This is a genomic window from Pseudomonas sp. UC 17F4 (assembly GCF_900101695.1).
Classification (GTDB): domain Bacteria; phylum Pseudomonadota; class Gammaproteobacteria; order Pseudomonadales; family Pseudomonadaceae; genus Aquipseudomonas.
On record NZ_FNKV01000002.1, the window covers coordinates 77143 to 103259 of the forward strand.

The 26117-nt window shown below is 62.4% G+C and carries 23 protein-coding genes; 14 read left to right on the forward strand and 9 right to left on the reverse strand.

Going from position 1 to position 26117, the window contains the following annotated elements; genetic code table 11:
- Window positions 1-50: 50 nt before the first annotated feature.
- On the reverse strand, window positions 51-416 hold the full coding sequence (locus tag BLR26_RS25605; RefSeq protein ID WP_093387872.1) for a PilZ domain-containing protein: 366 nt from the start codon (window positions 414-416) through the stop codon (window positions 51-53).
- 182 nt (window positions 417-598) lie between these two features.
- Here BLR26_RS25605 and BLR26_RS25610 point away from each other — a divergent pair, with 182 nt between their 5' ends.
- From BLR26_RS25610 to yjiA, 3 genes are all read left to right on the forward strand, one after another.
- Window positions 599-2665, forward strand: coding sequence for a carbon starvation CstA family protein (locus BLR26_RS25610; RefSeq protein WP_045195915.1), 2067 nt, complete (start codon window positions 599-601; stop codon window positions 2663-2665).
- Window positions 2666-2683: 18 nt separating this feature from the next.
- Window positions 2684-2881 carry a YbdD/YjiX family protein gene (locus BLR26_RS25615; protein WP_010226397.1) on the forward strand — a complete coding sequence of 66 codons (198 nt, stop codon included), beginning with the start codon at window positions 2684-2686 and terminating at the stop codon, window positions 2879-2881.
- 90 nt (window positions 2882-2971) lie between these two features.
- Window positions 2972-3928: a GTPase gene (gene yjiA, locus BLR26_RS25620; RefSeq protein ID WP_093387875.1), complete on the forward strand. Its 957-nt coding sequence runs from the start codon at window positions 2972-2974 to the stop codon at window positions 3926-3928.
- Between the two features lie 119 nt (window positions 3929-4047).
- Here the strand turns inward: yjiA and glyA are convergent, their stop codons facing one another.
- Window positions 4048-5301, reverse strand: a complete 1254-nt coding sequence (gene glyA / locus BLR26_RS25625; protein ID WP_093387878.1) for a serine hydroxymethyltransferase — start codon at window positions 5299-5301, stop codon at window positions 4048-4050.
- A gap of 238 nt (window positions 5302-5539) precedes the next feature.
- A complete protein-coding gene (locus BLR26_RS25630) occupies window positions 5540-9370 on the reverse strand; it encodes a sensor domain-containing protein (RefSeq protein WP_093387881.1) in 3831 nt (1276 codons plus the stop codon).
- A 267-nt stretch (window positions 9371-9637) separates the two neighbouring features.
- Here BLR26_RS25630 and ettA point away from each other — a divergent pair, with 267 nt between their 5' ends.
- Both ettA and gdhA read left to right on the forward strand, forming a co-directional pair.
- Window positions 9638-11302 carry an energy-dependent translational throttle protein EttA gene (gene ettA, locus BLR26_RS25635; protein ID WP_093387884.1) on the forward strand — a complete coding sequence of 555 codons (1665 nt, stop codon included), beginning with the start codon at window positions 9638-9640 and terminating at the stop codon, window positions 11300-11302.
- Between the two features lie 232 nt (window positions 11303-11534).
- The gene (gene gdhA / locus BLR26_RS25640; protein WP_045196574.1) at window positions 11535-12872 is read left to right on the forward strand and encodes an NADP-specific glutamate dehydrogenase; all 1338 of its coding nucleotides are present in this window, start codon (window positions 11535-11537) and stop codon (window positions 12870-12872) included.
- 39 nt (window positions 12873-12911) lie between these two features.
- On the opposite strand, the gene BLR26_RS25645 is transcribed toward gdhA, so the two are convergent.
- The 3 genes from BLR26_RS25645 to BLR26_RS25655 all read right to left on the reverse strand — a co-directional run bounded on the left by BLR26_RS25645 (window position 12912) and on the right by BLR26_RS25655 (window position 15776).
- Entirely contained in the window at window positions 12912-13268 is a 357-nt protein-coding gene (locus tag BLR26_RS25645; RefSeq protein WP_045195929.1) for a lipoprotein, read from the reverse strand.
- 88 nt (window positions 13269-13356) lie between these two features.
- Window positions 13357-15210, reverse strand: coding sequence for a DUF7840 domain-containing protein (locus tag BLR26_RS25650; RefSeq protein ID WP_093387887.1), 1854 nt, complete (start codon window positions 15208-15210; stop codon window positions 13357-13359).
- 77 nt (window positions 15211-15287) lie between these two features.
- On the reverse strand, window positions 15288-15776 hold the full coding sequence (locus BLR26_RS25655; protein WP_093387889.1) for a DUF3015 domain-containing protein: 489 nt from the start codon (window positions 15774-15776) through the stop codon (window positions 15288-15290).
- Window positions 15777-16053: 277 nt separating this feature from the next.
- On the opposite strand from BLR26_RS25655, the gene BLR26_RS25660 reads away from it, so the two are divergent.
- The 5 genes from BLR26_RS25660 to BLR26_RS25680 all read left to right on the forward strand — a co-directional run bounded on the left by BLR26_RS25660 (window position 16054) and on the right by BLR26_RS25680 (window position 20738).
- The gene (locus tag BLR26_RS25660) at window positions 16054-18492 is read left to right on the forward strand and encodes a Lon protease family protein (protein ID WP_093387892.1); all 2439 of its coding nucleotides are present in this window, start codon (window positions 16054-16056) and stop codon (window positions 18490-18492) included.
- 172 nt (window positions 18493-18664) lie between these two features.
- A complete protein-coding gene (locus BLR26_RS25665) occupies window positions 18665-19006 on the forward strand; it encodes a PA4575 family protein (protein WP_010226382.1) in 342 nt (113 codons plus the stop codon).
- Between the two features lie 100 nt (window positions 19007-19106).
- Complete coding sequence (locus BLR26_RS25670; protein WP_010226381.1) at window positions 19107-19595, forward strand: TIGR00645 family protein; 489 nt, start codon at window positions 19107-19109, stop codon at window positions 19593-19595.
- Between the two features lie 133 nt (window positions 19596-19728).
- On the forward strand, window positions 19729-20034 hold the full coding sequence (locus BLR26_RS25675; RefSeq protein ID WP_045195937.1) for a DUF6482 family protein: 306 nt from the start codon (window positions 19729-19731) through the stop codon (window positions 20032-20034).
- A gap of 86 nt (window positions 20035-20120) precedes the next feature.
- Window positions 20121-20738 (forward strand): BamJ family beta-barrel-assembly machinery protein, encoded by a 618-nt coding sequence (locus BLR26_RS25680; protein WP_045195939.1) that lies wholly within the window; start codon window positions 20121-20123, stop codon window positions 20736-20738.
- A 67-nt stretch (window positions 20739-20805) separates the two neighbouring features.
- On the opposite strand, the gene BLR26_RS25685 is transcribed toward BLR26_RS25680, so the two are convergent.
- From BLR26_RS25685 to BLR26_RS25695, 3 genes are all read right to left on the reverse strand, one after another.
- Window positions 20806-21054 carry a PA4570 family protein gene (locus tag BLR26_RS25685; RefSeq protein WP_038997219.1) on the reverse strand — a complete coding sequence of 83 codons (249 nt, stop codon included), beginning with the start codon at window positions 21052-21054 and terminating at the stop codon, window positions 20806-20808.
- 125 nt (window positions 21055-21179) lie between these two features.
- Complete coding sequence (locus BLR26_RS25690) at window positions 21180-21521, reverse strand: zinc ribbon domain-containing protein YjdM (RefSeq protein ID WP_045195941.1); 342 nt, start codon at window positions 21519-21521, stop codon at window positions 21180-21182.
- Window positions 21522-21672: 151 nt separating this feature from the next.
- Window positions 21673-22641 (reverse strand): polyprenyl synthetase family protein, encoded by a 969-nt coding sequence (locus BLR26_RS25695; protein WP_038997216.1) that lies wholly within the window; start codon window positions 22639-22641, stop codon window positions 21673-21675.
- A gap of 252 nt (window positions 22642-22893) precedes the next feature.
- Here BLR26_RS25695 and rplU point away from each other — a divergent pair, with 252 nt between their 5' ends.
- From rplU to proB, 4 genes are all read left to right on the forward strand, one after another.
- Entirely contained in the window at window positions 22894-23205 is a 312-nt protein-coding gene (rplU, locus tag BLR26_RS25700) for a 50S ribosomal protein L21 (protein ID WP_010225695.1), read from the forward strand.
- 32 nt (window positions 23206-23237) lie between these two features.
- A complete protein-coding gene (gene rpmA / locus BLR26_RS25705; RefSeq protein ID WP_010225698.1) occupies window positions 23238-23495 on the forward strand; it encodes a 50S ribosomal protein L27 in 258 nt (85 codons plus the stop codon).
- A gap of 192 nt (window positions 23496-23687) precedes the next feature.
- Complete coding sequence (cgtA, locus tag BLR26_RS25710; RefSeq protein ID WP_093387895.1) at window positions 23688-24911, forward strand: Obg family GTPase CgtA; 1224 nt, start codon at window positions 23688-23690, stop codon at window positions 24909-24911.
- Window positions 24912-24986: 75 nt separating this feature from the next.
- Entirely contained in the window at window positions 24987-26105 is a 1119-nt protein-coding gene (proB, locus tag BLR26_RS25715; RefSeq protein WP_045195944.1) for a glutamate 5-kinase, read from the forward strand.
- The last annotated feature ends 12 nt before the right edge of the window (window positions 26106-26117 follow it).

Genomic DNA, 26117 nt, shown 5'->3' on the forward strand with positions numbered 1-26117 from the left:
AACGGACAAGAAAGGTATTTGGGGGAAGGTAGGTAGGAAGCTAAGAGTTTCTAAACTTCGATCAGTTGGTGGAACTCGCGCTCCAGTTCGGTGCGATCGGCCAGATTAAGCTCGATCAGGCGGCACAGATGCTCCAGCGAAGGCAGGTCGATGTGCAGGCAGATAAAGCCGAGCTGCTGTTCATCGATATGGCGCAGTTGCACCTGCATCTCGACCTGCGCGCCTTCACCCAGGTGAATCACCGCATCGAACAGCTCTTCGAGGTCGGCGTCCCAGGGTTCGGGGTATTCGATCAATATGCCCTTGAGGGAGATGTCCAGCAGGCTGACCTGCCAACGGTGTTCGCCTTGCACCAGTTCGGTGGGGGCGTCGAAGGCAATGCGTTTGAAACGTCGACGTTCTAGGTGGTCGCTCATGTTCAGGCACTCCGGGGTTCTTCCTGACTATAGCTCAGCACTTGCCAAGGCCCGCGCAAGGGCGCATAACGAGATTTGTTCAACCACGCTGGAAGGCTCTAGACCAACGTGGGGGCTGGCCTTTCCTGCCAGTATCGCTAGACTCGAAAGGCTGTCTTTTATCCACTAGCTGGAAGCAAACCATGAACAACAATAATAGCCTGCTACGCCACATTCCGTGGCTGGCGCTGGCAGTCATAGGAGCCTGTGCGCTGGGTGTGGTTGCCCTGCGTCGTGGCGAGGCCATCAACGCCTTGTGGATCGTCGTCGCCTCGGTGGCCATCTACCTGGTCGCCTACCGCTACTACAGCCTGTTCATCGCCACCAAGGTGATGCAGCTGGACCCGCGTCGGGCCACCCCGGCAGTGGTCAACAACGACGGTCTGGACTACGTGCCGACCAACAAACACATTCTTTTCGGCCACCACTTCGCCGCGATTGCCGGCGCCGGCCCGTTGGTCGGTCCTGTGCTGGCGGCGCAGATGGGCTACCTGCCCGGTACGCTCTGGCTGATTGCCGGGGTGGTGCTGGCCGGTGCGGTACAGGACTTCATGATCCTGTTCCTCTCCACCCGCCGCAACGGCCGCTCGCTGGGTGACATGGTCCGTGAAGAAATGGGCCGGATCCCGGGCACCATCGCCCTGTTCGGCTGCTTCCTGATCATGATCATCATCCTCGCGGTGCTGGCGCTGATCGTGGTCAAGGCCCTGGCCGAGAGCCCGTGGGGCATGTTCACGGTGATGGCGACCATCCCGATCGCGATGTTCATGGGCATCTACATGCGCTACATCCGCCCGGGCCATATCGGCGAGATCTCGCTGATCGGCGTGGTGCTGCTGTTGCTGTCGATCTGGCTGGGGGGCCAGGTTGCCGCCGACCCGGTCTGGGGCCCGGCGTTCACCTTTACCGGCGTGCAGATCACCTGGATGCTGGTGGGCTACGGTTTCGTCGCCGCCGTGCTGCCGGTCTGGCTGGTGCTGGCGCCGCGTGACTACCTGTCGACCTTCCTCAAGATCGGCACCATCGTTGGCCTGGCCATCGGTATCCTGATCATCGCCCCGGAGCTTAAAATGCCGGCGCTGACCCAGTTCACCGACGGTACCGGCCCGGTGTGGAAGGGCACCCTGTTCCCGTTCCTGTTCATCACCATTGCCTGCGGCGCGGTATCGGGCTTCCATGCGCTGATTTCCTCAGGGACCACGCCCAAGCTGCTGGATAACGAAGTCAACGCCCGCTACATCGGCTACGGCGGCATGCTCATGGAGTCGTTCGTGGCGATCATGGCCATGGTTGCCGCTTCGGTGATCGAGCCTGGCGTGTACTTCGCCATGAACAGCCCGGCCGCGGTGGTCGGCTCTGATGTCGTCTCGGTAGCGCAAACCGTCAGCAGCTGGGGCTTTGCCATCACCCCTGATGCCCTCGAAGCGGTCGCCAAGGACATCGGCGAGCACACCATCCTGGCCCGTGCCGGCGGTGCGCCGACCCTGGCAGTGGGTATCGCGCAGATCCTTCACCAGGTGCTGCCGGGTGAAAACACCATGGCCTTCTGGTACCACTTCGCGATCCTGTTCGAGGCGCTGTTCATCCTCACAGCGGTGGACGCCGGTACCCGTGCCGGGCGCTTCATGCTCCAGGACCTGCTGGGCAGCTTCGTGCCTGCGCTCAAACGCACCGAATCGTGGGGCGCCAACCTGCTCGCCACCGCCGGTTGCGTGGCGCTCTGGGGTTACCTGCTGTACCAGGGCGTGATCGATCCGCTAGGTGGTATCAACACCTTGTGGCCGCTGTTCGGCATCTCCAACCAGATGCTCGCCGGTATCGCCCTGATGCTCGGCACGGTGGTGCTGATCAAAATGAAGCGCCAGCGCTACATCTGGGTCACCTTGCTGCCTGCGGTATGGCTGCTGATCTGCACCACCACCGCCGGTTTCATCAAGCTGTTCGACCCGAACCCGGCGGTTGGCTTCCTGGCCCTGGCCAACAAGTACAGCGCCGCGCTCGACGCCGGCCAGGTGCTGGCCCCGGCCAAGGACATCGGGCAGATGCAGCACGTGATTTTCAACGCCTACACCAACGCGGCCCTGACCGGCCTGTTCCTGTTCGTGGTCTTCAGCATTCTGTTCTTCGCCCTCAAGGTCGGCATCGCTGCCCTGGGCAAAAAAGAGCGGACTGACAAAGAGTCCCCGTTCCAGGCCCTGCCGGATGCGTAACCCAAGAGGAATGCAGTGATGTTCAACGATCTCGGTCGACTGGGTAAGTACCTGGGGCAGGCAGCCCGCCTGATGGTCGGCATGCCCGACTACGACAACTACGTCGAGCATATGCAGACCAAGCACCCGGACAAGCCGGTAATGACCTACGAGGAGTTCTTCCGCGAACGCCAGGAGGCACGTTACGGCGGCAAGGGTGGGCCAAAGTGCTGTTGAAAAGCGGCATGCAAGGCCAGTGACAAAGCTGTGGGAGCCCGGTTCGCGCCGGGCTCCCACAGTCATTTTCAGCGTTCAGGAGTATTCGGTTTGTTACCTCCAATTCCCGTTACCGTGCTCAGCGGCTTTCTCGGCGCCGGCAAGACCACCTTGCTGCGCCACCTGCTCAAGGCCGAGCACGGCCTGAAGATTGCCGTGATCGAAAACGAATTCAGCGATGCCGGCATCGATACCCAACTGCTCGGCGACGAGCCGGTGCAGGTCATGACCCTGGCCAACGGCTGCGTGTGCTGCAGTATCCACACCGACCTGACCAAGGCGCTGTTCCTGCTGCTCGAGCGCCTGGACAGCGGCGAGATCGCCTTCGACCGGCTGGTGATCGAATGCACGGGCCTGGCCGACCCGGCGCCGGTGGCGCAAACCTTCTTCATCGATGAAGAGCTGCGCGAGCGCTACATCCTCGACGGCATCATCACCCTGGTGGATGCCGCGCACGCCGATCAGCACCTGACCCAGGCCATTGCCCAGGCCCAGGTCGGTTTTGCCGACCGCCTGCTGGTGAGCAAGACCGATCTGGTCGACGCCGCCAGCTTCCAGGCCCTGAGCGAGCGCCTGGGGCGGATCAACCGCCGTGCGCCGATCCGGGTGGTGGAACACGGCAAGATCGATCTGGCCGAGTTGCTCGATGTGCGGGGTTTCAACCTCAATGCCAGTCTGAACGTGCGCCCGGTAGTAGCGGCGCCGAGTGTCGACCGGATCTCCAGCATGGTCCTGCGCACCGACCTGCCGCTGGATATCGACCGCCTCAGCGAGTTCATGAACCAGTTGCTTGAAGAGCACGGCAAGCAACTGCTTCGCTACAAAGGCGTGCTGAACATTGCCGGCGAGGATCGGCGCCTGGTGTTTCAGGGGGTGCTCAAGCTTTATGGCTTTGATTGGGATACCGAGTGGGCAGAGGGGGAAGTGCGCGAGAGTGTGATGGTGTTCATTGCCGACGATTTGCCGGAGGCGAAGATTCGCGAAGGGTTTGAGGCTTTGACTCTGTAGGAGCGGGCTTGCCCCGCGATGCGATGGTGCGATCACTATTGCATCGCGGGGCAAGCCCGCTCCTACAGGTACAAAAAAGCCCGGCTCTAGAGCCGGGCTTTTTCACATCACAACTGAGCTTAGTTGCCGTATACCGGCAGCTTGGCGCAGATGGCCTTGACCTTCTCGCGAACGGCGTCGATCACCGCTTCGTTGTTCAGGTCGGCGAGGATGTCGCAGATCCAGCCTGCCAGTTCTTTACACTCGGCCTCTTTGAAGCCACGAGTGGTCACAGCCGGGGTGCCGAAGCGCAGGCCGGAGGTGACGAACGGCGAACGTGGGTCGTTCGGTACCGAGTTCTTGTTGACGGTGATGAAGGCGCGACCCAGGGCGGCGTCGGCGTCTTTACCGGAGATTTCCTGCTTGATCAGCGACAGCAGGAACAGGTGGTTCTGGGTACCGCCGGAGACCACGTCAAAACCGCGCTCGATGAACACACCGGCCATGGCCTGGGCGTTCTTCACCACTTGTTGCTGGTAGGTCTTGAACTCAGGCTGCAGCGCTTCTTTGAAGCAGATGGCCTTGGCGGCGATCACGTGCTCCAGCGGGCCGCCCTGGGCGCCCGGGAATACTGCGGAGTTGAGCTTCTTCTCGATCTCGGCGTTGGCACGCGCGAGGATCAGGCCGCCACGTGGACCGCGCAGGGTCTTGTGGGTAGTGGTGGTGACCACGTCGGCGAATGGCACCGGGTTCGGGTACACGCCTGCAGCGACCAGGCCGGCAACGTGGGCCATGTCGACGAACAGGTAGGCACCGACCTTGTCGGCGATTTCACGGAAGCGTGGGAAGTCGAGGATCTGCGAGTAGGCCGAGAAACCGGCAACGATCATTTTCGGCTTGTGCTCGACCGCCAGGCGCTCGACTTCGTCGTAGTCGATCAGGCCGTTGGCGTCGATGCCGTACTGGATGGCGTTGTACAGCTTGCCCGAGGAGCTGACGTTGGCGCCGTGGGTCAGGTGACCGCCGTGGGCCAGGCTCATGCCCAGGATGGTGTCGCCGGCCGACAGCAGGGCCAGGTAGACGGCGCTGTTGGCTTGCGAGCCAGCGTGCGGCTGGACGTTGGCGTAATCGGCGCCGAACAGCTCCTTGGCACGGTCGATGGCCAGTTGCTCGACCACGTCGACGTATTCGCAACCGCCGTAGTAGCGCTTGCCCGGGTAGCCTTCGGCGTACTTGTTGGTCAGCACCGAGCCCTGGGCTTCCATGACAGCGGGGCTTGTGTAGTTTTCCGAGGCGATCAGCTCGATATGTTCTTCCTGGCGCTGAGCTTCTTGCTCCATGGCGGCAAAGAGATCGGCGTCGTACTTGGCAATGGTCAAATCACGGCTGAACATGGCGGTCCTCAAGGATCGTGCTGAAATAGGCGGGCATTCTACCTCATCAGCTTTTGTCTGGCATATGAAAGGGCATCATGTCGCAGACAAATGGGGCTCATGAGCGACAAGCTGCAAGCTTCAAGCTTCAAGCTTCAAGCTTCAAGCTTCAAGCTTCAAGCTTCAAGCGGCAAGTCAAAGGCCGGACGCGTAACGCTTCTAACTTGCCGCTTGTAGCTTAAGGCTTGCAGCTTCCTGCCTATTCGAACATGAACAGGGTTTCGTTGCTGAACTGCGCCTCGAACTGATGCGCCGGCATCGGTCGTCCGAACAGGTAGCCCTGCACTTCGTCACAGCCGTGTTCGCGGAGGAACTCCAGCTGTTCGTGGGTCTCGACGCCCTCGGCGATCACCGCCAGGTTCAGGCTGTGGGCCATGGCGATGATCGCCCGGGCGATCTGTGCATCCTGCTCGCCCTCAGGCAGACCGTCGACGAAGGTGCGGTCGATCTTCAGCACGTCGATGGGGAACTGCTTGAGGTAGTTGAGCGACGAATAGCCGGTGCCGAAGTCGTCAACGGCGATGCTCAGGCCGAGGTTCTTCAGGCTGTCGAGGATCACCATGGCCTCGTTGACCTCGCGCATCAGGATACTTTCGGTCAGCTCCAGTTCCAGGCATGCCGGCGGCAGGCCGGTTTCCTTGAGGATGGTGGCGATGCGTTCGCCCAGTTGACCGTCGGAGAATTGCCGCGCCGAAATGTTCACCGACACCTTCGGCACCCGCACCTTGGCCTGGTGCCAGGCCTTGAGCTGGCGGCTGGCTTCCTTGAGTACCCAGTCGCCGACATCGACCACCAGGCCCAACTCCTCGATCACCGGGATGAAATCCCCCGGCGGTACCAGCCCGCGCCGTGGATGACGCCAGCGCAGCAACGCCTCGGCACCGGTCAGGCGCTTGCCGTCGCCGCTGAACTGCGGCTGGTAATAGAGGATGAATTCGTTCTGCTCCAGGGCATGGCGCAGGTCGCTTTCCAGCTCCAGGCGCTCCAGGGCACTGGCGTTCATGTCGGCCTGGTAGAACTGGAAGTTGTTCTTGCCGCGCTCCTTGGCGTGGTACATGGCGGTGTCGGCGTTCTTCATCAACTGGCTGAGTTCGCTGCCGTCCTGCGGGCTCAGGGCGATGCCGATACTGGCGGTGACGAAGAACTCGCGGTTCTCCAGCACGAATGGCCGCACCAGGCTGCCAAGGATCTGCTCGGCCACGTGAATGGCCCGGTTCAGGGCCATTTCGCGGGTGGCGCGCGGTTGCAGCAGCAAGGTGAACTCGTCGCCGCCCATGCGCGCCACGGTGTCGTCGTCATCGACGCAGTCGAGCAGGCGCTCGGCCATGTCCTTGAGCATGCGGTCGCCTGCGGCATGGCCGAGGGAGTCGTTGATCGGCTTGAAGCGGTCGAGGTCGAGGAACATCAGCACCACCCAGGCCTTTTGTCGCTCGGCTTGCTGCAGGGCAGTGTGCAGGCGGTCCTGGAACAGGGTGCGGTTGGGCAAGTGGGTCAGGGCGTCGTAGTAGGCCAGGCGATGGATGCGCTGTTCGCTGGCCTTGCGCTCGCTGATGTCGGTAAAGAAGCACACGTAGCTGGCCAGGTCGCCTTCATCGTCGAGCACCGCGGTAATGCCGACCCAGGCCGGGTAATGTTCGCCGCTGCGGCGCTTGAGCCACACTTCACCTTCCCAGGTGCCGCGCTGGTGCAGCTGTTTGAGCACGTAGCGCAGGTGTGCATCCTGGTGCTCATCGACGGTCAGCAGGCTCGGCAACTGGTCCAGCACGTCGGCCACGGCATAGCCGCTGACGCGGCTGAAGGCTTCGTTGGCCTGGACGATGTAGCCGGCCGGGTCGGTAATGAGGATCGCCGAGGTCGAGTGCTCGAACACCGTGGCGGCCATGCGCAGGTCTTTCTCGGCGCGGCGCTGCTGGCTGATGTCGCGGCCCACGCCAAGGATGCCCTCGAAGCGCTCCTGGTCATCCCAGACCAGCACCAGGCGCAGCTCGATCGGGATCTTGCGGCCGTCGGCGCGCAGGCAATCGAACAGGAACAGCTGAGTCGGCAACTGGGTGCGCAGCAGTTCCATCTGTTCGGGGTCGCCCAGGGCCTTGTTGACCCGCTCGACCAGGCTGTAGATACCGGTGAGCTGGGCCGGGTTGGCGATGGTCGAGTGCCAGCCGTTCTCGAAAATCCACTCCACTTCAAAGCCCAGCACCGCCTGGATCGACGGGCTGACGTAGTTCAGTTGCAACTGGCTGTCGGTGGAGAAGATCACGTCGCTGATACTTTCGGCGAGCATGCGGTAGCGCTGTTCGCTGTCGCGCAGAGACTCGCTGGCCTCGATCTGCTCGGTAACGTCCTTGCCGACGCCGATGATCCGCGTCACGCAACCTGCGCTGTCGCGGGTCAGGGCCTGCTCGCGGATGTCGAAACGCAGCCAGCGCTGGTCGTGGTGACGGAAGCGCAACTGGCAATGCAGTTGCTCGACGTAGCCCGAATCGCGTTGCTGCTGGCGCAACTGGTGATAGAGCTGGGCGTCGTCCGGGTGCAGCAGCACCTCCCAGAAATGGTCGCCCATCTGCGCAAGCTCGGTGCGGCTGTAACCCAGGGTCTGGCCGAGGTTGCGGTTGCTGAAGATCATCAGCTGGCTATGCACGTCCTGGACGTACAACTGGTCGGGCACGGTGCGCACCACATCCGACCAGAAGCTTTCGCGCTCGAGCAACGACAGCTCGACCTGCTTGCGGCTGGTGATGTCGCTGATGCTGAGGATCACTGCCTGGTAATCGCGGCGCTGCTGCGGGAAACGCACCATCAGCCACAGGTGCAGGTCGTCGCCACCGGGCACCGGCAGGCGCACTTCCAGCTCCAGCTGCTGCTGGTTGTCGAGGATCGCCCCGAGGAGCTGGATGCCGATGCCTTCGTTGCCGGTCTGCGAGCCTTCGACCAGGCGTTGCCAGGCACTGTCGCAACAGTTGACGCCCAGCAGTTGCAAGGCCACCTGGTTGACCTCGGTGACTTTCAGCTCCTGGAGCAAAATCCGCCGCAATGGCTGGTCGAAAGCCAGGCGCTGTTCCAGCGCCGGGCGGCTGCGCAGGCGATAGCGCTCGAGCTGGCCGGGTAGGCCCGAGAGGTCGAGCACGCACAGGGCGACCCCGGTGCCTTCGAAGATATCGTGATAGCGTCGGCGGCTTTCCTGCAGCAGGCGATGGCGGCGGCGCATGTTGATCAGCGCCAGCAGCGGGATCAGCGCGCAGAACAGCCCGAGCATGCATTTGCCGATCAGCGCCGGCAGCAGTTGCTGGCGGGCAAGGCCGGCATCGAACAGGCCGCGCAGTTGCCAGGTACTGTTGTCGAGGAACGCCAGCATCACGCTTTGCAGCGGCTCGTCGCTGCCGGGGGTCGGCTGATGGCGGTTGATGATCTCGCCGGTGCGGCTGTTTTCCAGCAGCCACAACGGGTGATTGGGGCGGTCCAGGTGGTTGGTCAGGTCGCTGTAGTAACCCGGGGCCAGGCGCAGGAACCAGTAGCCGCTGGGCGCCTCGCCCGGCTGGCGCAGCAACAGGTAGACCTGCTGGTTGTCGGCACTGTTGCTGTAATAGAAGTCGCGGCCCTGGTTGAGTCGCAGCAGTTCGTCCAGTGCCTGGTAATCGGGTGTATCCTTCAGGCTGTCGGCCTGCAGGCTGCCATCGGCACCAATCCAGGCGACGCTGAGCAGCTTGGGCTGCTGCTGGCGCAGTTGCGCGATGACCTGCGCCAGTTGCTCAGGGGCAGGCGATGAGCGGTAGGGCTGGATCTGGTTGAGCGCCACCTGGGCCTTGAGCGCCATGTTCAGGCTCATGTGGTCGGCGAGCTCGGCGCTGGCGTTCAGGCTGTGCTGGTACTGGTCAGCCTGGGTATGACGGAACTGGGCGATCAACTGCCACAGCAGCAGGCCTAGCAGCAACAGCACCAACAGGGCCAGCGCGCCTTTCAATGAGCCGCGCAGCGGCGAGCCTGACGCAGTGGCCGGCTTGCGCAGGGATGACGGCTGAGTGAGATTGGTCAAACGTTGATCCTGCGGTATGGCTGGATGGCAGGTTTAGAGCTGCTGGTTGGCAAGTGCCGCGTTCCTGGCGACGGCTCCGGTTGCGCACTATAAGCCGGACGCCCGAAGGGCGGCTAGCATGCCCGCAAACGTGGCAAAGTGCCAGCCCTGTTCGTCGGCGGTTTGCCCAACCCGGCGCATTACGGTAGCTTTGGCCCTTTCCTGGGCGCCACGGCGCCCTTCATCTGTTTCGTTTCTATTTTTTCGTCTCTGACGCTAGGTTTTTCCATGGCTCAATACGTCTATACCATGCATCGGCTGGGCAAGGTTGTCCCGCCGAAGCGGGAAATCCTCAAGAACATTTCGCTGTCCTTCTTCCCCGGCGCCAAGATCGGCGTGCTCGGCCTCAACGGCTCGGGTAAATCCACCCTGCTGAAAATCATGGCGGGTGTCGATACCGAGTTCGACGGCGAAGCCCGTCCGATGCCGGACCTGAACATCGGCTACCTGCCGCAGGAGCCACAGCTGGACCCGTCCAAGACCGTGCGTGAAGTGGTCGAGGAAGCGGTCAGCGTGATCAAGGACGCCCAGGCCCGCCTGGACGAAGTCTACGCCGCCTACGCCGAGCCGGATGCCGACTTCGACAAGCTGGCCGCCGAACAGGCCAAACTCGAAGCCATCCTCCAGGCCAGCGACGGTCACAACCTCGAGCGCCAGCTGGAAGTGGCCGCCGACGCCCTGCGCCTGCCAGCGTGGGAAGCCAAGGTCGAGCACCTGTCCGGTGGTGAGAAGCGCCGTGTGGCCCTGTGCCGCCTGCTGCTGTCGGCCCCCGACATGCTCCTGCTCGACGAACCGACCAACCACCTGGACGCCGATTCCGTCGCCTGGCTGGAACACTTCCTTCACGACTTCCCGGGCACCGTGGTCGCGATTACCCACGACCGGTACTTCCTCGACAACGTTGCCGGCTGGATCCTCGAGCTCGACCGCGGCGCCGGTATTCCGTATGAAGGCAACTATTCGGGTTGGCTGGAAGCCAAGTCCGATCGTCTGGCCCAGGAATCCAAGCAGCAGTCGGCCCATGAAAAGGCCATGAAGGAAGAACTGGAGTGGGTGCGCAAAGGCGCCAAGGCACGTCAGTCCAAGTCCAAGGCCCGCCTGCAACGCTTCGAAGAAATGCAGTCGCAGGAATTCCAGAAGCGCAGCGAGACCAACGAGATCTACATCCCGGCCGGTCCGCGCCTGGGTGACAAGGTCATCGAGTTCAAGAACGTCAGCAAGGGCTATGGCGATCGCGTGCTGATCGACAACCTGTCGTTCTCCATGCCAAAAGGCGCGATCGTCGGCGTGATCGGCGGTAACGGTGCCGGTAAATCGACTCTGTTCCGCATGCTGATGGGCAAGGAACAACCGGACTCGGGCAGCATCGAGATCGGTGAAACCGTGCAACTGGCCTGCGTCGACCAGAGCCGCGAAGACCTCGACGGCAACAAGACCGTGTTCCAGCAGATCTCCGACGGCTCCGACCAGCTGCGCATCGGCACCTACGAGATTCCGTCGCGCACCTACGTTGGCCGTTTCAACTTCAAGGGCGGCGACCAGCAGAAGTTCGTCAAGGACCTCTCCGGTGGTGAGCGCGGCCGTCTGCATCTGGCCCTGACCCTGAAAGAGGGCGCCAACGTCCTGCTGCTCGACGAACCGTCCAACGACCTCGACGTCGAAACCCTGCGTTCGCTGGAGGAAGCCCTGCTGGACTTCCCGGGCGCCGCCATCGTGATTTCTCACGATCGCTGGTTCCTGGACCGCGTGGCGACCCACATCCTGGCCTACGAAGACGATTCGCAGGCGGTGCTCTTCGAAGGCAACTACACCGAGTACGAAGCCGATCGCAAGAAACGCCTGGGCGAAGCGGCTGCCCAGCCGCACCGCGTACGGCACAAAAAACTGGCATGACCCTCAGGGGCTTGCACTGAAACGGGGCCTTCGGGTCCCGTTTTTTTTGCCCGAAATTTACCCCGGCCCTGTAGGAGCGGGCTTGCCTCGCGATACGGCTTAACATGTATACACTTATACAAATGCACCATTTAATTTCATAAAAACGACATTGCGCCCTGTTGCGGTGCCGTGGCTTCTTGGTAAAGTCGAGGAAAAAACATAAGTCCAACTCCATCTGGTGAATGTCTACATGATCGAATCAGTCGAAGATTTCCTCGCGCGCCTCAAGCAACGCGACCCGGCCCAGCCTGAATTCCATCAGGCGGTCGAAGAGGTGCTGCGCAGCCTCTGGCCGTTCCTCGAAGCTAATCCACACTACCTGCAGGCTGGTATCCTCGAGCGTATGGTCGAGCCTGAGCGGGCGATCCTGTTTCGTGTGTCGTGGGTCGATGACCAGGGCAAGGTCCAGGTCAACCGCGGCTACCGCATCCAGATGAGCAGTGCCATCGGCCCGTACAAGGGCGGCCTGCGCTTCCACCGCTCGGTGAACCTTGGCGTGCTCAAATTCCTGGCCTTCGAACAGGTATTCAAGAACTCCCTGACCTCGCTGCCCATGGGCGGCGGCAAGGGAGGCTCGGACTTCGATCCGAAGGGCAAGAGCGATGCTGAAGTCATGCGCTTCTGCCAGGCATTCATGAGCGAGCTGTACCGCCACATCGGCGCCGACCTCGATGTGCCGGCCGGCGATATCGGCGTTGGCGCCCGCGAGATCGGCTTCCTGTTCGGCCAGTACAAGCGCCTGGCCAACCAGTTCACCTCGGTGCTGACCGGCAAGGGCATGACTTACGGCGGCAGCCTGATCCGCCCGGAAGCCACCGGCTACGGCTGCGTGTACTTCGCCGAAGAAATGCTCAAGCGCCAGGACCTGCGCATCGACGGTCGCAGGGTGGCCATCTCCGGCTCCGGCAACGTTGCCCAGTATGCGGCGCGCAAGGTCATGGACCTGGGCGGCAAGGTGATCTCGCTGTCCGACTCCGAAGGCACCCTGTACTGCGAAGCCGGCATGAGCGACGAGCAGTGGGATGCGCTGATGGAGCTGAAAAACGTCAAGCGCGGCCGTATCAGCGAGTTGGCCGAGCGTTTCGGCCTGGAGTTCCGCAAGGGCCAGCGCCCCTGGAACCTGGCCTGCGACATTGCCCTGCCATGCGCGACGCAGAACGAACTGGACGCCGAAGACGCCCGCACTCTGCTGCGCAACGGCTGCCTCTGCGTGGCTGAAGGCGCCAACATGCCGACCACCCTCGAGGCTGTGGATATCTTCATCGAGGCCGGCATCCTCTTCGCCCCGGGCAAGGCCTCCAACGCCGGCGGCGTGGCCGTCAGTGGCCTGGAGATGTCGCAGAACGCCATGCGCCTGCTGTGGACCGCCGGTGAAGTGGACAGCAAGCTGCACAACATCATGCAGTCGATCCACCATGCCTGCGTGCACTACGGCGAAGAGAACGGCCGCATCAACTACGTCAAAGGCGCCAACATCGCCGGCTTCGTCAAGGTTGCCGATGCCATGCTGGCCCAGGGCGTGGTTTAAGCCTCGGGTTCGATGGCGACGACTTCGGGTGCTTGTGGCCTATTTGTGTCGATAGGCGCGCGCGGCGTCGCGATCCTTTTCTTCCTGCCACTGCTCATCGCGCTCATCCCAGTGACGGGCGCGATACTCCTGCAGGTCCTGGTTCTCCTGCATGGCGTGGCACTGGCGAAAGCCGTCGTCCCAGCCGGACTCGTACTGGCGGTTGTGCAGGTAGCGCGGCACGTCTTTGCGAAAGTCCCCGGCCATCACCCCGGCGGCCTGGCGACCGCTGCTGCAACCGTCCTGGAAGCCATCGGCATAGGCCGGTGGGTAACCTTGATTGATCAATTGCTCATGGGTTGTCTGGCAACCTGTGAGCACACCCATTACCACCATTACCAGCCAGTACCGCCGCATGTTCAGACTCTCCGCTTGCCAGGGAAAGTCTAGGCGGGCAATTGTCGGCGGCGTGTCAAAAGGATGTGATCAAGGTATTGGGGCCTTGCTAATAGTGATACCACTTGAGCTCCAGCATCACCTCGTTCTGCGCTGACGCAAGCTTGCTGAAGTCGCGGCTGGCACTCAAACGTACACCCAGATCGCGGGACAGCTCCCACTGCTGATTCAGACTCAGGCTACGGCGCACCTCGCCATTGGTGAAGTAGTCGGCCTTGGCCTCGACGCTCAGGTTGCCCAGCGGGTTGCGCCACAGCATCCCGGTATTGAAGCCTGCAGCCGGCGCAATGAAGCCGGCGAAGTCATTGTTGTGCTCGACGCGCACCGTGCCCAGGGCAAAGCCCAGTACGTCATCGGCCAACTGCCAGGTAGCGCCGGCGCCGCCGTTGACGTGGCTGACCAGCACCTCGTCGCCGTGCTTGCCCAGCACTCGCTCAAGCCCCCCGGCGACCTGCCAGGACCAGGGTTGCAGCAGGGCGTTGCGCGGGGTCAGCGAGCGGATGGTCGCCAGGTCCAGGCGCTGCACCTGCCAGTCGTTGCCTTCGTACTGGCGCAGCTTGAGCTGGAGGATCTCGATCTGTGCGCCAAGGGGGAAGCCGTAGGCGTTGTCGTTGAGGTCGTGATAGGCCATGCGCAGGCCATATTCGGCGTAGGCGCGATCATCGCGGCTGCCCAGGCCCAATTGCCAGGTACGTGACTGGTGGCCGTCCTCAGGCAAGCCGGGGCGCTCGATCTCAAGCTCCGGCGGCGGGTTGCGGTTGATTGCCCGTAGCAGCTCGAAGCTGCGCTTGGTCCGCGCCGGGTCGCGCTCCTGACCGTTGGCGCGGTAACGCTCCAGGCGGTAGGCGGCGTCCTGCACCAGGGCCTGGCGCTCGCGGGGCAGGGCGGTGAACGCGGGGCTCTGTAGCTGCGCGGTGTCGGCACTGACGGCCAGCACCTGTTGCTGTTCCTCGGCCTCCAGCGGCTTGGCGCGCTCCAGCAGTTCGCGCTCGCGCGACGGCCGGTAGTCGATACGCTCGACCAGGCCGGCCTGCTTGACCGCCTTGACCGTGTCGGTGGGGATCGCGGTCAGCGGGAACTGCGAGGTCAGGTCCAGGCTCGGACGCGCCACCTGCAGCAGTTCGAGCAGGCGGTAGGAGCAGTTTTCGTCGAAGAAGAAGTAGTCGAACTGGATCTGCTTGAGTTCCCAGACGTGCTCGACCATGCGCCCGGTTTCTTCCGGGGTCAGGTTCAGCCGGTATTCCCACAGGTCGCGGTTTTCCAGGCTACGGTACTCGGAGAGTTTCTCTTGGTAGGGCACCAGGGCGAACAGGCCCGGGTAGCCGCCCATCAGGCCCTTCCAGGCATAGAGGATGCTGTTGTCGCTGCCTTCGATATAGGCGCCGAAGTTGATCGCGTAGCTGAGCAGGGCGGTTTCGTTGCTCTGCACGTCGGCCTGGTCGATGCGTAGCAGGGTATGGCCGAACATCGACGAGGGGCTGTTGAGGTAGGCGGCCGGGAAGATCATCACCGCACTGTGCGGCGAGACGTCCTTGAACCACTGGGTGTAGTCCTTGCAGTCAGGGCTCGGCAGGTCGTCCAGTTGCAACTGCTCGCGCAGCCAGCGGGTACGTGCCGGGAACACGCACTGGGCATGTTTGTCGCCCAGGCTCGCCGGTGCGTACAGCGCCTTGACGGTGGCGCGCAGCTCCTGGTCGGGGTGATGGGCACCGTCCTGGGCAAGAAAGAAGCGTTGGTCATCGACATAGCTGCGCCAGCCGCCCAGCTTGGCCGTCTCGTAATGGCCGAGGGCGATCCAGTAGCGGTCGGCCGCCAGTTGCTTAAGGCGTGCTTCATCGAATGAAGGGGCAGCATGCAGCGGGGCGCAGGCACAGAGCGCCAGGTAGGCAAGGCGTTTGAGCATGTCGGGCAACTAAGTCTGAATGATGCCGATAGAGGCGGACAACAACCCGCCCCGGTGAAGGGGCGGGTGGGCCGAGCTTAAGCCTGGGTGACGTACTTGGCCAGACGTGGATCGCTTTTCAGTACCGCGAGGGTGTTGCTGTGTACATCTTCAGCCGTGACATCGGCGGTCTTGAAGATGTCCTGGAAGTGTTGATGGGTAACCGCGGCGAAGTGCGCGCGATCTTCCGGTGCGACACCGAGCACCACGGCATAGGTGGTCAGTGCTTCACCTTGACCCTTGGCCATGTCTTCGGAGAGTTCGTTCATCATGCCGTTCATGGCGAACCATGATTTACCGCCATAGGTCAGCGCAGCGTTGGTCGAGCAGCCGTTGGTGCCCGAGGTCATGCCGAAAGTGGCGTTGCCGGAGGTGCCGTTGGTGGTGGATGCAAGGAAGTGGGCCGGTGTGCCGCGTTGGCCCTCGAACAGCATGTTGCCCCAGCCGCAATCCGGTCCGCCAGGGGCCTGGGCCATGGCATTGAGGGAGACCGCGGTGAACAGAGTACCCAGAAGAATCCGTTTCATAGCATTGTTCTCTTTCTAGAATTACATACCAAAGGTCAGGGTTGTCTGGCATATCTGTAGGACCAGTTGCCAGGGCGGGTCGGTTATTTACCCAGCCGCGCAGTTTGGAGTTTAGGCACGATCTAAGGGTTCCGTGATTTATTGCGAAAGATTGCCTGAAAATATTGACGTAGATCGGCTTTTCGCCCCTGCGACAATTAGCAGCGATGAGCCTTGCAACGTGTACGCGCACGGCGCCAGAATGCTGACATCCGCCCCGCCGAAGTAAGGAAGCCCGATGCCCGATCCTGTCGCTGCGAGCCTGCGTCTTGCGCCCGAAGCCCTGACCCGGCCGTTTTCCGCTGAACAGTTCGCTTTTTCCACCACCAATGATCTGGAGCCTTTTCGCGGTGTGCTTGGCCAGGAGCGTGCAGTCGAAGCCTTGCAGTTCGGCGTCGCCATGCCGCGTCCCGGGTATAACGTCTTCGTCATGGGCGAGCCCGGCACTGGCCGTTTCTCGTTCGTCAAACGCTACCTCAAGGCCGAAGGCAAGCGCCTGCAAACGCCGTCGGACTGGGTCTATGTCAACAACTACGACGAGCCACGCGAGCCGCGCGCGCTGGAGTTGCCACCGGGCAGCGCCGGGGCGTTCATCAGCGACATCGGTGGCCTGATCGACAACCTGCTGGCAACCTTTCCGGCAGTGTTCGAGCACCCGTCCTACCAGCAGAAGAAAAGCGCCATCGACCGCGCCTTCAACCAGCGATACGACCGTGCCCTGGATGTGATCGAGCGCGCCTCGCTGGAAAAGGACGTGGCCCTGTACCGCGACAGCAGCAACGTTGCCTTCACCCCGATGGCCGACGGCAAGGCGCTGGACGAAGCGGAATTTGCGCAGCTGCCGGAAGCCGAGCGCGAGCGTTTCCACGACGATATCGCCGCGCTGGAAGAACGCCTCAACGAAGAACTGGCGAGCCTGCCGCAATGGAAGCGTGAATCGAGCAACCAGCTGCGTCAGCTCAACGAAGAAACCATCACCCTGGCCTTGCAGCCAGTGCTGGCGCCGCTGTCTGAGAAGTACGCCGAGAACGCCGCCGTCTGTGCCTACCTGCAAGCCATGCAGGTCTACCTGCTGCGCACCGTGGTCGAGCAACTGGTTGATGACAGCAAGACCGACGCCCAGGCGCGCAAGCTGCTCGAAGAGCAGTACGCACCGAGCCTGGTGGTCGGCCATCACGCCAGCGGCGGGGCGCCGGTGGTGTTCGAGCCACACCCGACCTACGACAACCTGTTCGGCCGTATCGAATACAGCACCGACCAGGGCGCGTTGTACACCACCTATCGGCAACTGCGCCCGGGGGCCCTGCACCGGGCCAACGGCGGCTTCCTGATTCTGGAAGCCGAGAAGATGCTCAGCGAGCCGTTTGTCTGGGACGCGCTCAAGCGCGCCCTGCAGTCGCGCAAGCTGAAGATGGAATCGCCGTTGGGCGAGTTCGGCCGCCTGGCCACCGTGACCCTCAACCCGCAGATGATCCCGCTGAACATCAAGGTGGTGATCATCGGTGCGCGCCAGCTGTACTACGCCCTGCAGGATCACGATCCGGACTTCCAGGAGATGTTCCGGGTGCTGGTCGACTTCGACGAAGACATCCCCATGGTCGACGAGAGCCTGGAGCAGTTCGCCCAGTTGCTCAAGACCCGCACCAGCGAGGAGGGCATGGCGCCGCTGAGCGCCGACGCGGTGGCGCGCCTGGCGACCTACAGCGCGCGCCTGGCCGAGCACCAGGGGCGTTTGTCGGCGCGTATTGGTGATTTGTTCCAGCTGGTCAGCGAGGCGGATTTCATCCGCCACCTGGCCAATGACGAAATGACCGACGCCGGGCACATCGAACGTGCGCTCAAGGCCAAGGCCACGCGCACCGGCCGTGTGTCGGCGCGGATTCTCGACGACATGCTGGCCGGCATCATCCTCATCGATACCGACGGCGCCGCGGTGGGCAAGTGCAACGGCCTGACCGTACTAGAAGTCGGCGATTCAGCCTTCGGTGTGCCGGCGCGGATTTCCGCCACGGTCTACCCCGGCGGCAGCGGTATCGTCGACATCGAGCGCGAGGTCAACCTCGGCCAGCCGATCCACTCCAAGGGGGTGATGATCCTCACCGGTTACCTGGGCAGCCGCTATGCCCAGGAATTCCCCCTGGCGATCTCCGCGAGTATCGCCCTGGAGCAGTCCTACGGTTATGTCGACGGCGACAGCGCCTCGCTGGGCGAGGCCTGCACGCTGATCTCGGCCTTGTCGAAAACCCCGCTCAAGCAGTGCTTCGCCATCACCGGCTCGATCAACCAGTTCGGTGAAGTGCAGGCGGTCGGTGGGGTCAACGAGAAGATCGAGGGCTTCTTCCGCCTTTGTGAAGCCCGTGGCCTGACTGGCGAGCAGGGCGCGATCATCCCGCGTGCCAACGTTGCCACGCTGATGCTCGACGAGCGGGTGCTGCAGGCGGTACGCGCCGGCATGTTCCACGTCTACGCCGTAAGCCAGGCCGACGAGGCCCTGAGCCTTTTGGTCGGTGAACCTGCCGGTGAGCCGGATGAAGAAGGCCAGTTCCCGGAAGGCAGTGTCAACGCCCGGGTCGTCGAGCGCTTGCGGGTGATTGCCGAGATGATCAGCGAAGAGGACCTCAAGGAGGCAGAAAAGGAGCACGCCGAGCAGGCCCTGGCCCAGGTCAAACCGTCCTGATCTGAGTGGTACGAGTCAAAAAAACGGCGCTAAATGGAACATGACCATTCGGCGCCGGTTTTTCCACGCATGGGCGGAATTCTTCTATTCTTCAGTTCAGGGACAGTGGTAGGTACAGGAAGAGACAGCCTTCACCTGAAGGCTGAACAAGGGTTTACCGAGGACCTCCGCCATGCCGCGCAGCCTCAGCCTCACCCGTCAATGCCTGGGCCTGGTGACCCGCATTGAATGCAGCATCCGCCCATTGGCCGGTGACAACGGCATGTGGACCCTGCTGTTTGCCGCCGGCATGGCTGGCGAGCAGCCCTCTGCGATCAAGGCCCAGGGGCCGTTTCACGGGCCATTCGTGGCCGAATCGGTGCTCAACGCCATTGTCGACAGCCTGACCCTGCACGGTTACCAACTGGCTGACGATCCGCAGATCTGGTGCGTGCACCTGCAAGCGCAACTGCGCCGGATCAACGGCGAACGCGTGCATCACGTCGGCGACTTCCAGTTCCATCCGGAAACCTGAGACGCCTGCGCCGCGCCTGTGGCAGCGTGCCACGGGCTTTTTCTGTCATGGGTGGCTGTTATACTCGCGCTCGCTTTTTTGCCAACCTGACGAGTTTTCAATGGAACGTATTATCGAAAATGCGATGTATGCCTCGCGCTGGCTGCTCGCGCCCATCTACTTTGGTCTGTCGTTGGGCCTGTTGGCGCTGGCACTGAAGTTCTTCCAGGAGATCTTCCACGTCCTGCCCAACGTCTTCGCCCTGGCTGAAGCCGACCTGATCCTGGTGCTGCTGTCGCTGATCGACATGGCCCTGGTCGGCGGCCTGCTGGTGATGGTGATGATTTCCGGTTACGAGAACTTCGTCTCGCAGCTGGATATCGACGAAGACAAGGAAAAACTCAGCTGGCTGGGCAAGATGGACTCGTCTTCGCTGAAGATGAAAGTCGCAGCCTCGATCGTGGCGATTTCCTCGATCCACCTGCTGCGGGTGTTCATGGACGCGCGCAACATCGAACCCCAGTACCTGATGTGGTACGTGATCATTCACATGACCTTCGTGGTCTCGGCCTTTGCCATGGGTTACCTGGACAAGGTCACCAAGCACTGATCAGGCGTTGTGCCAGTCAAATACCGCCCGTCCGTTGCAAAACGGACGGGCGGTTGCGTTTTTGCCTTGTGCTTTGCCTGCCGCTGTACAAAAAATGAACGGTCACTCGAAGTTCCAGTAACGAGGTATCGCAATGAACCTTCAACAACTGAACACCGAGGCCAGGGCCGGTCATGTCGATGAGTTCAACCTGATTGCCCTCGAAGGCGGTGAGTTCGTTATCGAGGCCCGGGTAAGAGGCCATGCCCATCCGCTGGTTGATAAGCACGGCAAGCGTGTGCAAGTGCATTCAGTGGTCGACGCGCAGCGCCTGCTCGACGGTTTGCCCGCTGTGCCGCTGCACCTGGTGCACTGGTCGATGGACGACGAGATGTGCGGTGGCGCCGACGCCGGTGATGGCGACCTGAAAATCCCGATGCCACGACGTTCGGCCTGGTAGCTGATCTGCGCAAGCGCAGTGTGCTAGGCTGCTCGCCCTTTTCATAAAGGGCGCGGCTGTCGTGCGCCCTGCAGCGGAGCAAGCAAATGTCCGAACTCAACCTGTCTACCGACGAAACTCGCGTCAGCTACGGCATCGGCCGTCAGCTGGGTGGCCAACTGCGTGACAACCCGCCACCAGGTGTGAACCTGGACGCCATCCTGGCCGGCCTGACCGACGCCTTCAACGGCCAGGACAGCCGCGTCAGCGAAGCCGACCTGTCGGCCAGCTTCAAGGTTATCCGCGAAATCATGCAAGCCGAAGCTGCGGCCAAGGCCGAAGCTGCCGCTGGCGAAGGCAAGGCTTTCCTGGCTGAAAACGCCAAGCGTGACGGCATCACCACCCTGGCTTCGGGCCTGCAGTTCGAAGTACTGACTGCTGGCGAAGGCGCCAAGCCAAGCCGCGACGACAGCGTGCGTACCCACTACCACGGCACCCTGATCGACGGCACCGTGTTCGACAGCTCCTACGAGCGCGGCCAGCCAGCAGAGTTCCCGGTCAGCGGTGTGATCGCCGGCTGGACCGAAGCCCTGCAACTGATGAACGCCGGCAGCAAATGGCGCCTGTACGTGCCGAGCGAGCTGGCTTACGGCGCTCAGGGCGTTGGCAGCATCCCGCCGCACAGCGTGCTGGTGTTCGACGTCGAGCTGCTGGACGTTCTGTAAGACCTATCGCGGGGCAAGCCCGCTCCTACACAATTCGGGTAGGAGCGGGCTTGCCCCGCGATGCTGTTCAGTTCCAATCGGTTCCACCGCCAGGGCGCAACGCCCGGGCATAGCAAAACAGGAACAGGTTCCTCACCAGCTCCTTGAGCACACTTGGCTCACTTGAATTCAAACCATTGAGATCCAGGTCGCCCTGGTCGCGCAGTTCGTCCAGTGCTTCTTCTTCAAGCACGGCACACACCTCGCCGGTTTCCCGGTGCAGGATGCGCAGGTAAGGATGGGGGCGGTCAAGCCAGGCGTCTATCAGATAAGTCATGGCTATTCTCCTTGAAAGCGTTCAATGAGAATAATTCTTATTATCAAAATAGCAAGTGCCTATTGGCGGTTTTTTCCCGCCGGTGGGTTGTCGAGGCCGCAGCGCGACCCCGAAACCCGGCAGAATCAGACCTTGCGGACGAATTCCGATTTCAGCTTCATCGGGCCGATGCCGTCGATCTTGCAGTCGATGTCGTGGTCGCCATCGCACAGGCGGATGTTCTTGACCTTGGTGCCGACCTTGACCACCAGCGAGGTGCCCTTGACCTTGAGGTCCTTGATCACGGTGATGGTGTCGCCGTCCTGCAGGACGTTGCCCACTGCATCCTTTTTCACCGCTTCGTCGCTGGCCGCTTCGGCTTCACCGGCAGCCGACCACTCGTGGGCGCACTCGGGGCAGATCAGCTGGGCGCCGTCTTCGTAGGTGTATTCGGAGTTGCATTTGGGGCAGGGTGGCAAAGTGCTCACTAAGGTTCCTCAAGACGTACAGGTACAAAACCTACATTGTATAGGGTTTTGTTGTCGTGGGGCGAATGCAATCGCGGGGCAAGTCGAGGCGTCGCACGGCCGCTCCCACCGTGTGGGAGCGGGCTTGCCCCGCGACTAGGGAGGTAGCGAATCAGTGTGTGCGGGCGACGGCGAATTCGCTGAGTTCGACCAGTGCATCGCGGTATTCGCTGGCCGGCAGCACGTCCAGGCAGGCGATGGCGCGGGCCACGTAGTCGCGGGCCAGCTTGGCGGTGTAGTCCAGCGAGCCCGAGGCTTCAACGGCCGCGCGGATGCTCTCGAGGTCTTCGATGCCGCCTTTCTGGATGGCCTGGCGGACCAGCGCAGCCTGTTCGGCGGTGCCTTCGCGCATGGTGTAGATCAGCGGCAGGGTCGGCTTGCCTTCGGCCAGGTCGTCACCGACGTTCTTGCCCAGGGTTTGCGCATCGCCCTTGTAGTCGAGCAGGTCGTCGACCAGCTGGAAGGCCACGCCCAGGTGGTCGCCGAAGGTGCGCAGGGCTTCGCTCTGCTCCTCGGTGGCCTGGGCCAGGGCTGCGGCGCTGTGGGTCGAGGCCTCGAACAGCATCGCGGTCTTGCCGCGGATGACGTCCATGTAGACTTCTTCGGTGGTGCTGGCGTCGCGCACTTTGGACAACTGCAGGACTTCGCCTTCGGCAATGACCCGGGTGGCCTTGGAGAGGATCTGCATGACCGGCATCGAGCCCAGTTCGACCATCATCTCGAACGAGCGCGAGTACAGGAAGTCACCGACCAGCACGCTCGGCGCGTTGCCCCACAGGGCGTTGGCGGTGGAGCGGCCACGGCGCATGCCGGACATGTCGACGACGTCGTCATGCAGCAGGGTGGCGGTGTGCAGGAACTCGATGGTGGCGGCCAGCAGGCGCAGGTCGTCGCCTTCGCGGCCCAGGGCCTTGCCGCACAGCAGCACCAGCAGCGGGCGCAGGCGCTTGCCGCCGGCCGAGGTAATGTAGTCGCCGATTTTCGATACCAGCGGTACACGCGAAGTCAGCTGTTTCTTGATAATCTCGTCAACGGCGCTGAAGTCGTCCGCTACCGCACGGTAGAAAGCTTGGGGTTGCATCGGCCACAGGTGCTCCATAAAGGTTGCGCGGCATGCTAGGTCGCGGGTCCCGGCGTGTCAAGGCGCGCTGCCCGCGGGCCGGGGGTGGGACTTGCAAGCAAAGCGGGGCTTGCGTACAATCGCGCACCCTGAACTTCCTGGGCAGCACCTGCCTTACGCAATTGCACTGGGCCGTTCCAGCCCTATGCAGCCATGCCAGCCAATACTCTTCCTATAAAGAGCTGGGTGAGCAGGATTATCGGAGAAATACCCATGTACGCAGTAATTGTTACCGGTGGCAAGCAGTACAAAGTCGCCGAAGGTGAATACCTGAAAATCGAAAAACTGGAAATCGCCACTGGCGAATCCGTGACTTTCGACCGCGTTCTGTTGGTTGCCAATGGCGACGACGTGAACATCGGCGCTCCAGTCGTTGCTGGTGCCAAGGTTGTTGCTGAAGTGATCTCCCAAGGTCGTCACGACAAAGTGCGCATCATCAAGTTCCGCCGCCGTAAGCACCACATGAAGCGTATGGGCCACCGCCAGTGGTTCACCGAAATCAAGATCACCGGTATTTCGGCTTAATCGCCTGAATCCATTTCTGGAGAATTTGAACCATGGCACACAAAAAAGCTGGTGGTAGTACCCGTAACGGTCGCGACTCAGAAGCCAAACGCCTTGGCGTGAAGATGTATGGCGGCCAGGCTATCATCCCTGGCAACATCATCGTGCGTCAGCGCGGCACCCAATTCCACGCTGGCTACGGCGTTGGCATGGGTAAAGATCACACCCTGTTCGCCAAGATCGCGGGTAAGATCAAGTTCGAAGTTAAAGGCGCCTTCGGTCGTCGTTACGTGAGCGTTGTCGCCGAGTAATCGCGCGAACGCTGGAAAAGCCCTGTCTCGCGACGGGGCTTTTTCGTTTGTGGGGTGAGTCTCTTGCAAAGCTGTTTGTATGGGCTGCCGGCGTGGGTTGTTACTGTCGTGACGGGGCCGCCGCGCTCACTTTTGCAAGAGCCTTATGTCTTTGTGTCACTCAGCTCGTCCAGCTGACGAGAGGCGGTTTTTATGAAGTTTGTTGACGAAGTATCGATCCGGGTCAAAGCCGGTGACGGCGGTAACGGTTGCATGAGCTTCCGCCGCGAAAAATTCATCGAGAACGGTGGTCCCAACGGCGGTGACGGTGGCGACGGCGGCTCGGTATACATGGTTGCCGACGATAACCTCAACACCCTGGTCGACTACCGTTACACCCGTCACTTCGAAGCCCAGCGCGGCTCCAACGGCGGCAGCACCGACTGCACCGGCAAGAAGGGCGACGACCTGATCCTGCGCGTGCCGGTCGGCACCACGGTGATCGACTCGGCCACCCAGGAAGTCATCGGCGACCTGGTCAAGCCAGGCCAGAAGCTGATGGTGGTCCAGGGCGGCTGGCACGGCCTGGGCAACACCCGTTTCAAATCCAGTACCAACCGAGCGCCACGCCAGACCACTCCGGGCAAGCCGGGTGAGCAGCGTGACCTGAAACTGGAAATGAAAGTACTGGCCGACGTCGGCCTGCTGGGCCTGCCGAACGCTGGCAAGAGTACCTTCATCCGCTCGGTATCGGCCGCCAAGCCGAAAGTCGCCGACTACCCGTTCACCACCCTGGTGCCGAACCTGGGTGTGGTCAGCGTCGACCGCTGGAAGAGCTTTGTCATCGCCGACATCCCCGGTCTGATCGAAGGTGCCTCCGACGGTGCCGGCCTGGGTATCCGCTTCCTCAAGCACCTGGCGCGTACCCGCCTGCTGCTGCACCTCGTCGACCTCGCGCCGCTGGATGAAAGCAGCAGCGCCGATGCCGCCGAAGTCATCGTCAACGAGCTGACCCGCTTCAGTCCGTCGCTGGCCGAGCGTGATCGCTGGCTGGTGCTGAACAAGACCGACATGCTGATGGACGACGAGCGTGACGAGCGGGTCAAGGAAGTGGTCGAGCGCCTGCAGTGGGAAGGCCCGGTCTATGTGATCTCGGCCATCTCCAAGCAGGGCACCGAGCAGCTCAGCCGCGACATCATGCGCTACCTCGAAGACCGCGCCGACCGTCTGGCCAACGACCCGGCCTACGCCGAAGAGCTGACCGAGCTCGACCAGCGCATCGAAGACGAAGCCCGTGCCCAGTTGCAGGCCCTGGACGACGCTCGCGCCCTGCGCCGCAGCGGGGTCAAGAGCGTGCACGACATCGGCGACGACGATGACGATGATTGGGACGAGGACGACGAAGACGGCCCGGAAATCATTTACGTGCGCGACTGATTCGTTGCAGTACACTAAACGCCGCTCTCAGGAGCGGCGTTTTGGTATCTAAAGATCTGAATAGGTTGGAAGAAGATGCGGAGCAAGGTGACGGGTGCGCAGCGCTGGGTCGTGAAAATCGGCAGTGCCCTGCTGACAGCAGATGGCAAGGGCCTGGATCGCGCGGCCATGGGTGTCTGGGTCGAGCAGATGGTGGCGTTGCATGAGGCAGGTGTCGAGTTGGTGCTGGTGTCGTCCGGGGCGGTTGCCGCCGGGATGAGCCGATTGGGCTGGGCCAAGCGACCGAGTGCGATGAACGAGCTGCAGGCGGCGGCCTCGATCGGCCAGATGGGCCTGGTGCAGGCCTGGGAGTCGAGCTTTGCCGAGCATGGCCGGCATACCGCGCAGATCCTCCTGACCCACGACGACCTGTCGGACCGCAAGCGTTACCTCAATGCCCGCAGCACCCTGCGCACCCTGGTGGAGCTGGGCGTGGTGCCGGTGATCAACGAAAACGACACCGTGGTCACCGACGAGATCCGCTTCGGCGACAATGACACCCTGGCGGCGCTGGTGGCCAACCTGGTCGAAGCCGACCTGCTGGTGATCCTCACCGACCGCGACGGCATGTTCGACGCCGACCCGCGCAACAACCCTGATGCGCAGCTGATTTACGAAGCCCGTGCCGACGATCCGAGCCTCGACGCCGTGGCCGGCGGCACCGGCGGCGCCCTGGGCCGTGGCGGCATGCAGACCAAGCTGCGTGCCGCGCGCCTGGCGGCGCGTTCCGGTGCCCACACGATCATCGTCGGTGGGCGCCTTGAGCGCGTGCTCGACCGCCTCAAGGCGGGCGAGCGCCTGGGCACCTTGCTGTCGCCTGAGCGCGGCATGCTCGCCGCGCGCAAGCAGTGGCTGGCCGGGCACCTGCAGACTCGCGGCACCCTGGTGCTCGACGAGGGCGCAGCGAAGGCTTTGCGCAAGGACAACAAGAGCCTGCTGCCGGTCGGTGTGAAGACCGTGCAGGGCAGCTTCCGCCGTGGCGAGATGGTGGTTTGCGTCGGCCCGGATGGCCTTGAGGTCGCCCGCGGCCTGGCCAACTACAGCGCCCTGGAAGCACAGAAAATCATTGGCCAGCCGTCTGACGCGATCGAGGGCCTGCTGGGCTACATCGCCGAGCCGGAGCTGGTGCACCGCGACAACCTGATTCTGGTCTGAGGAACTACCTGT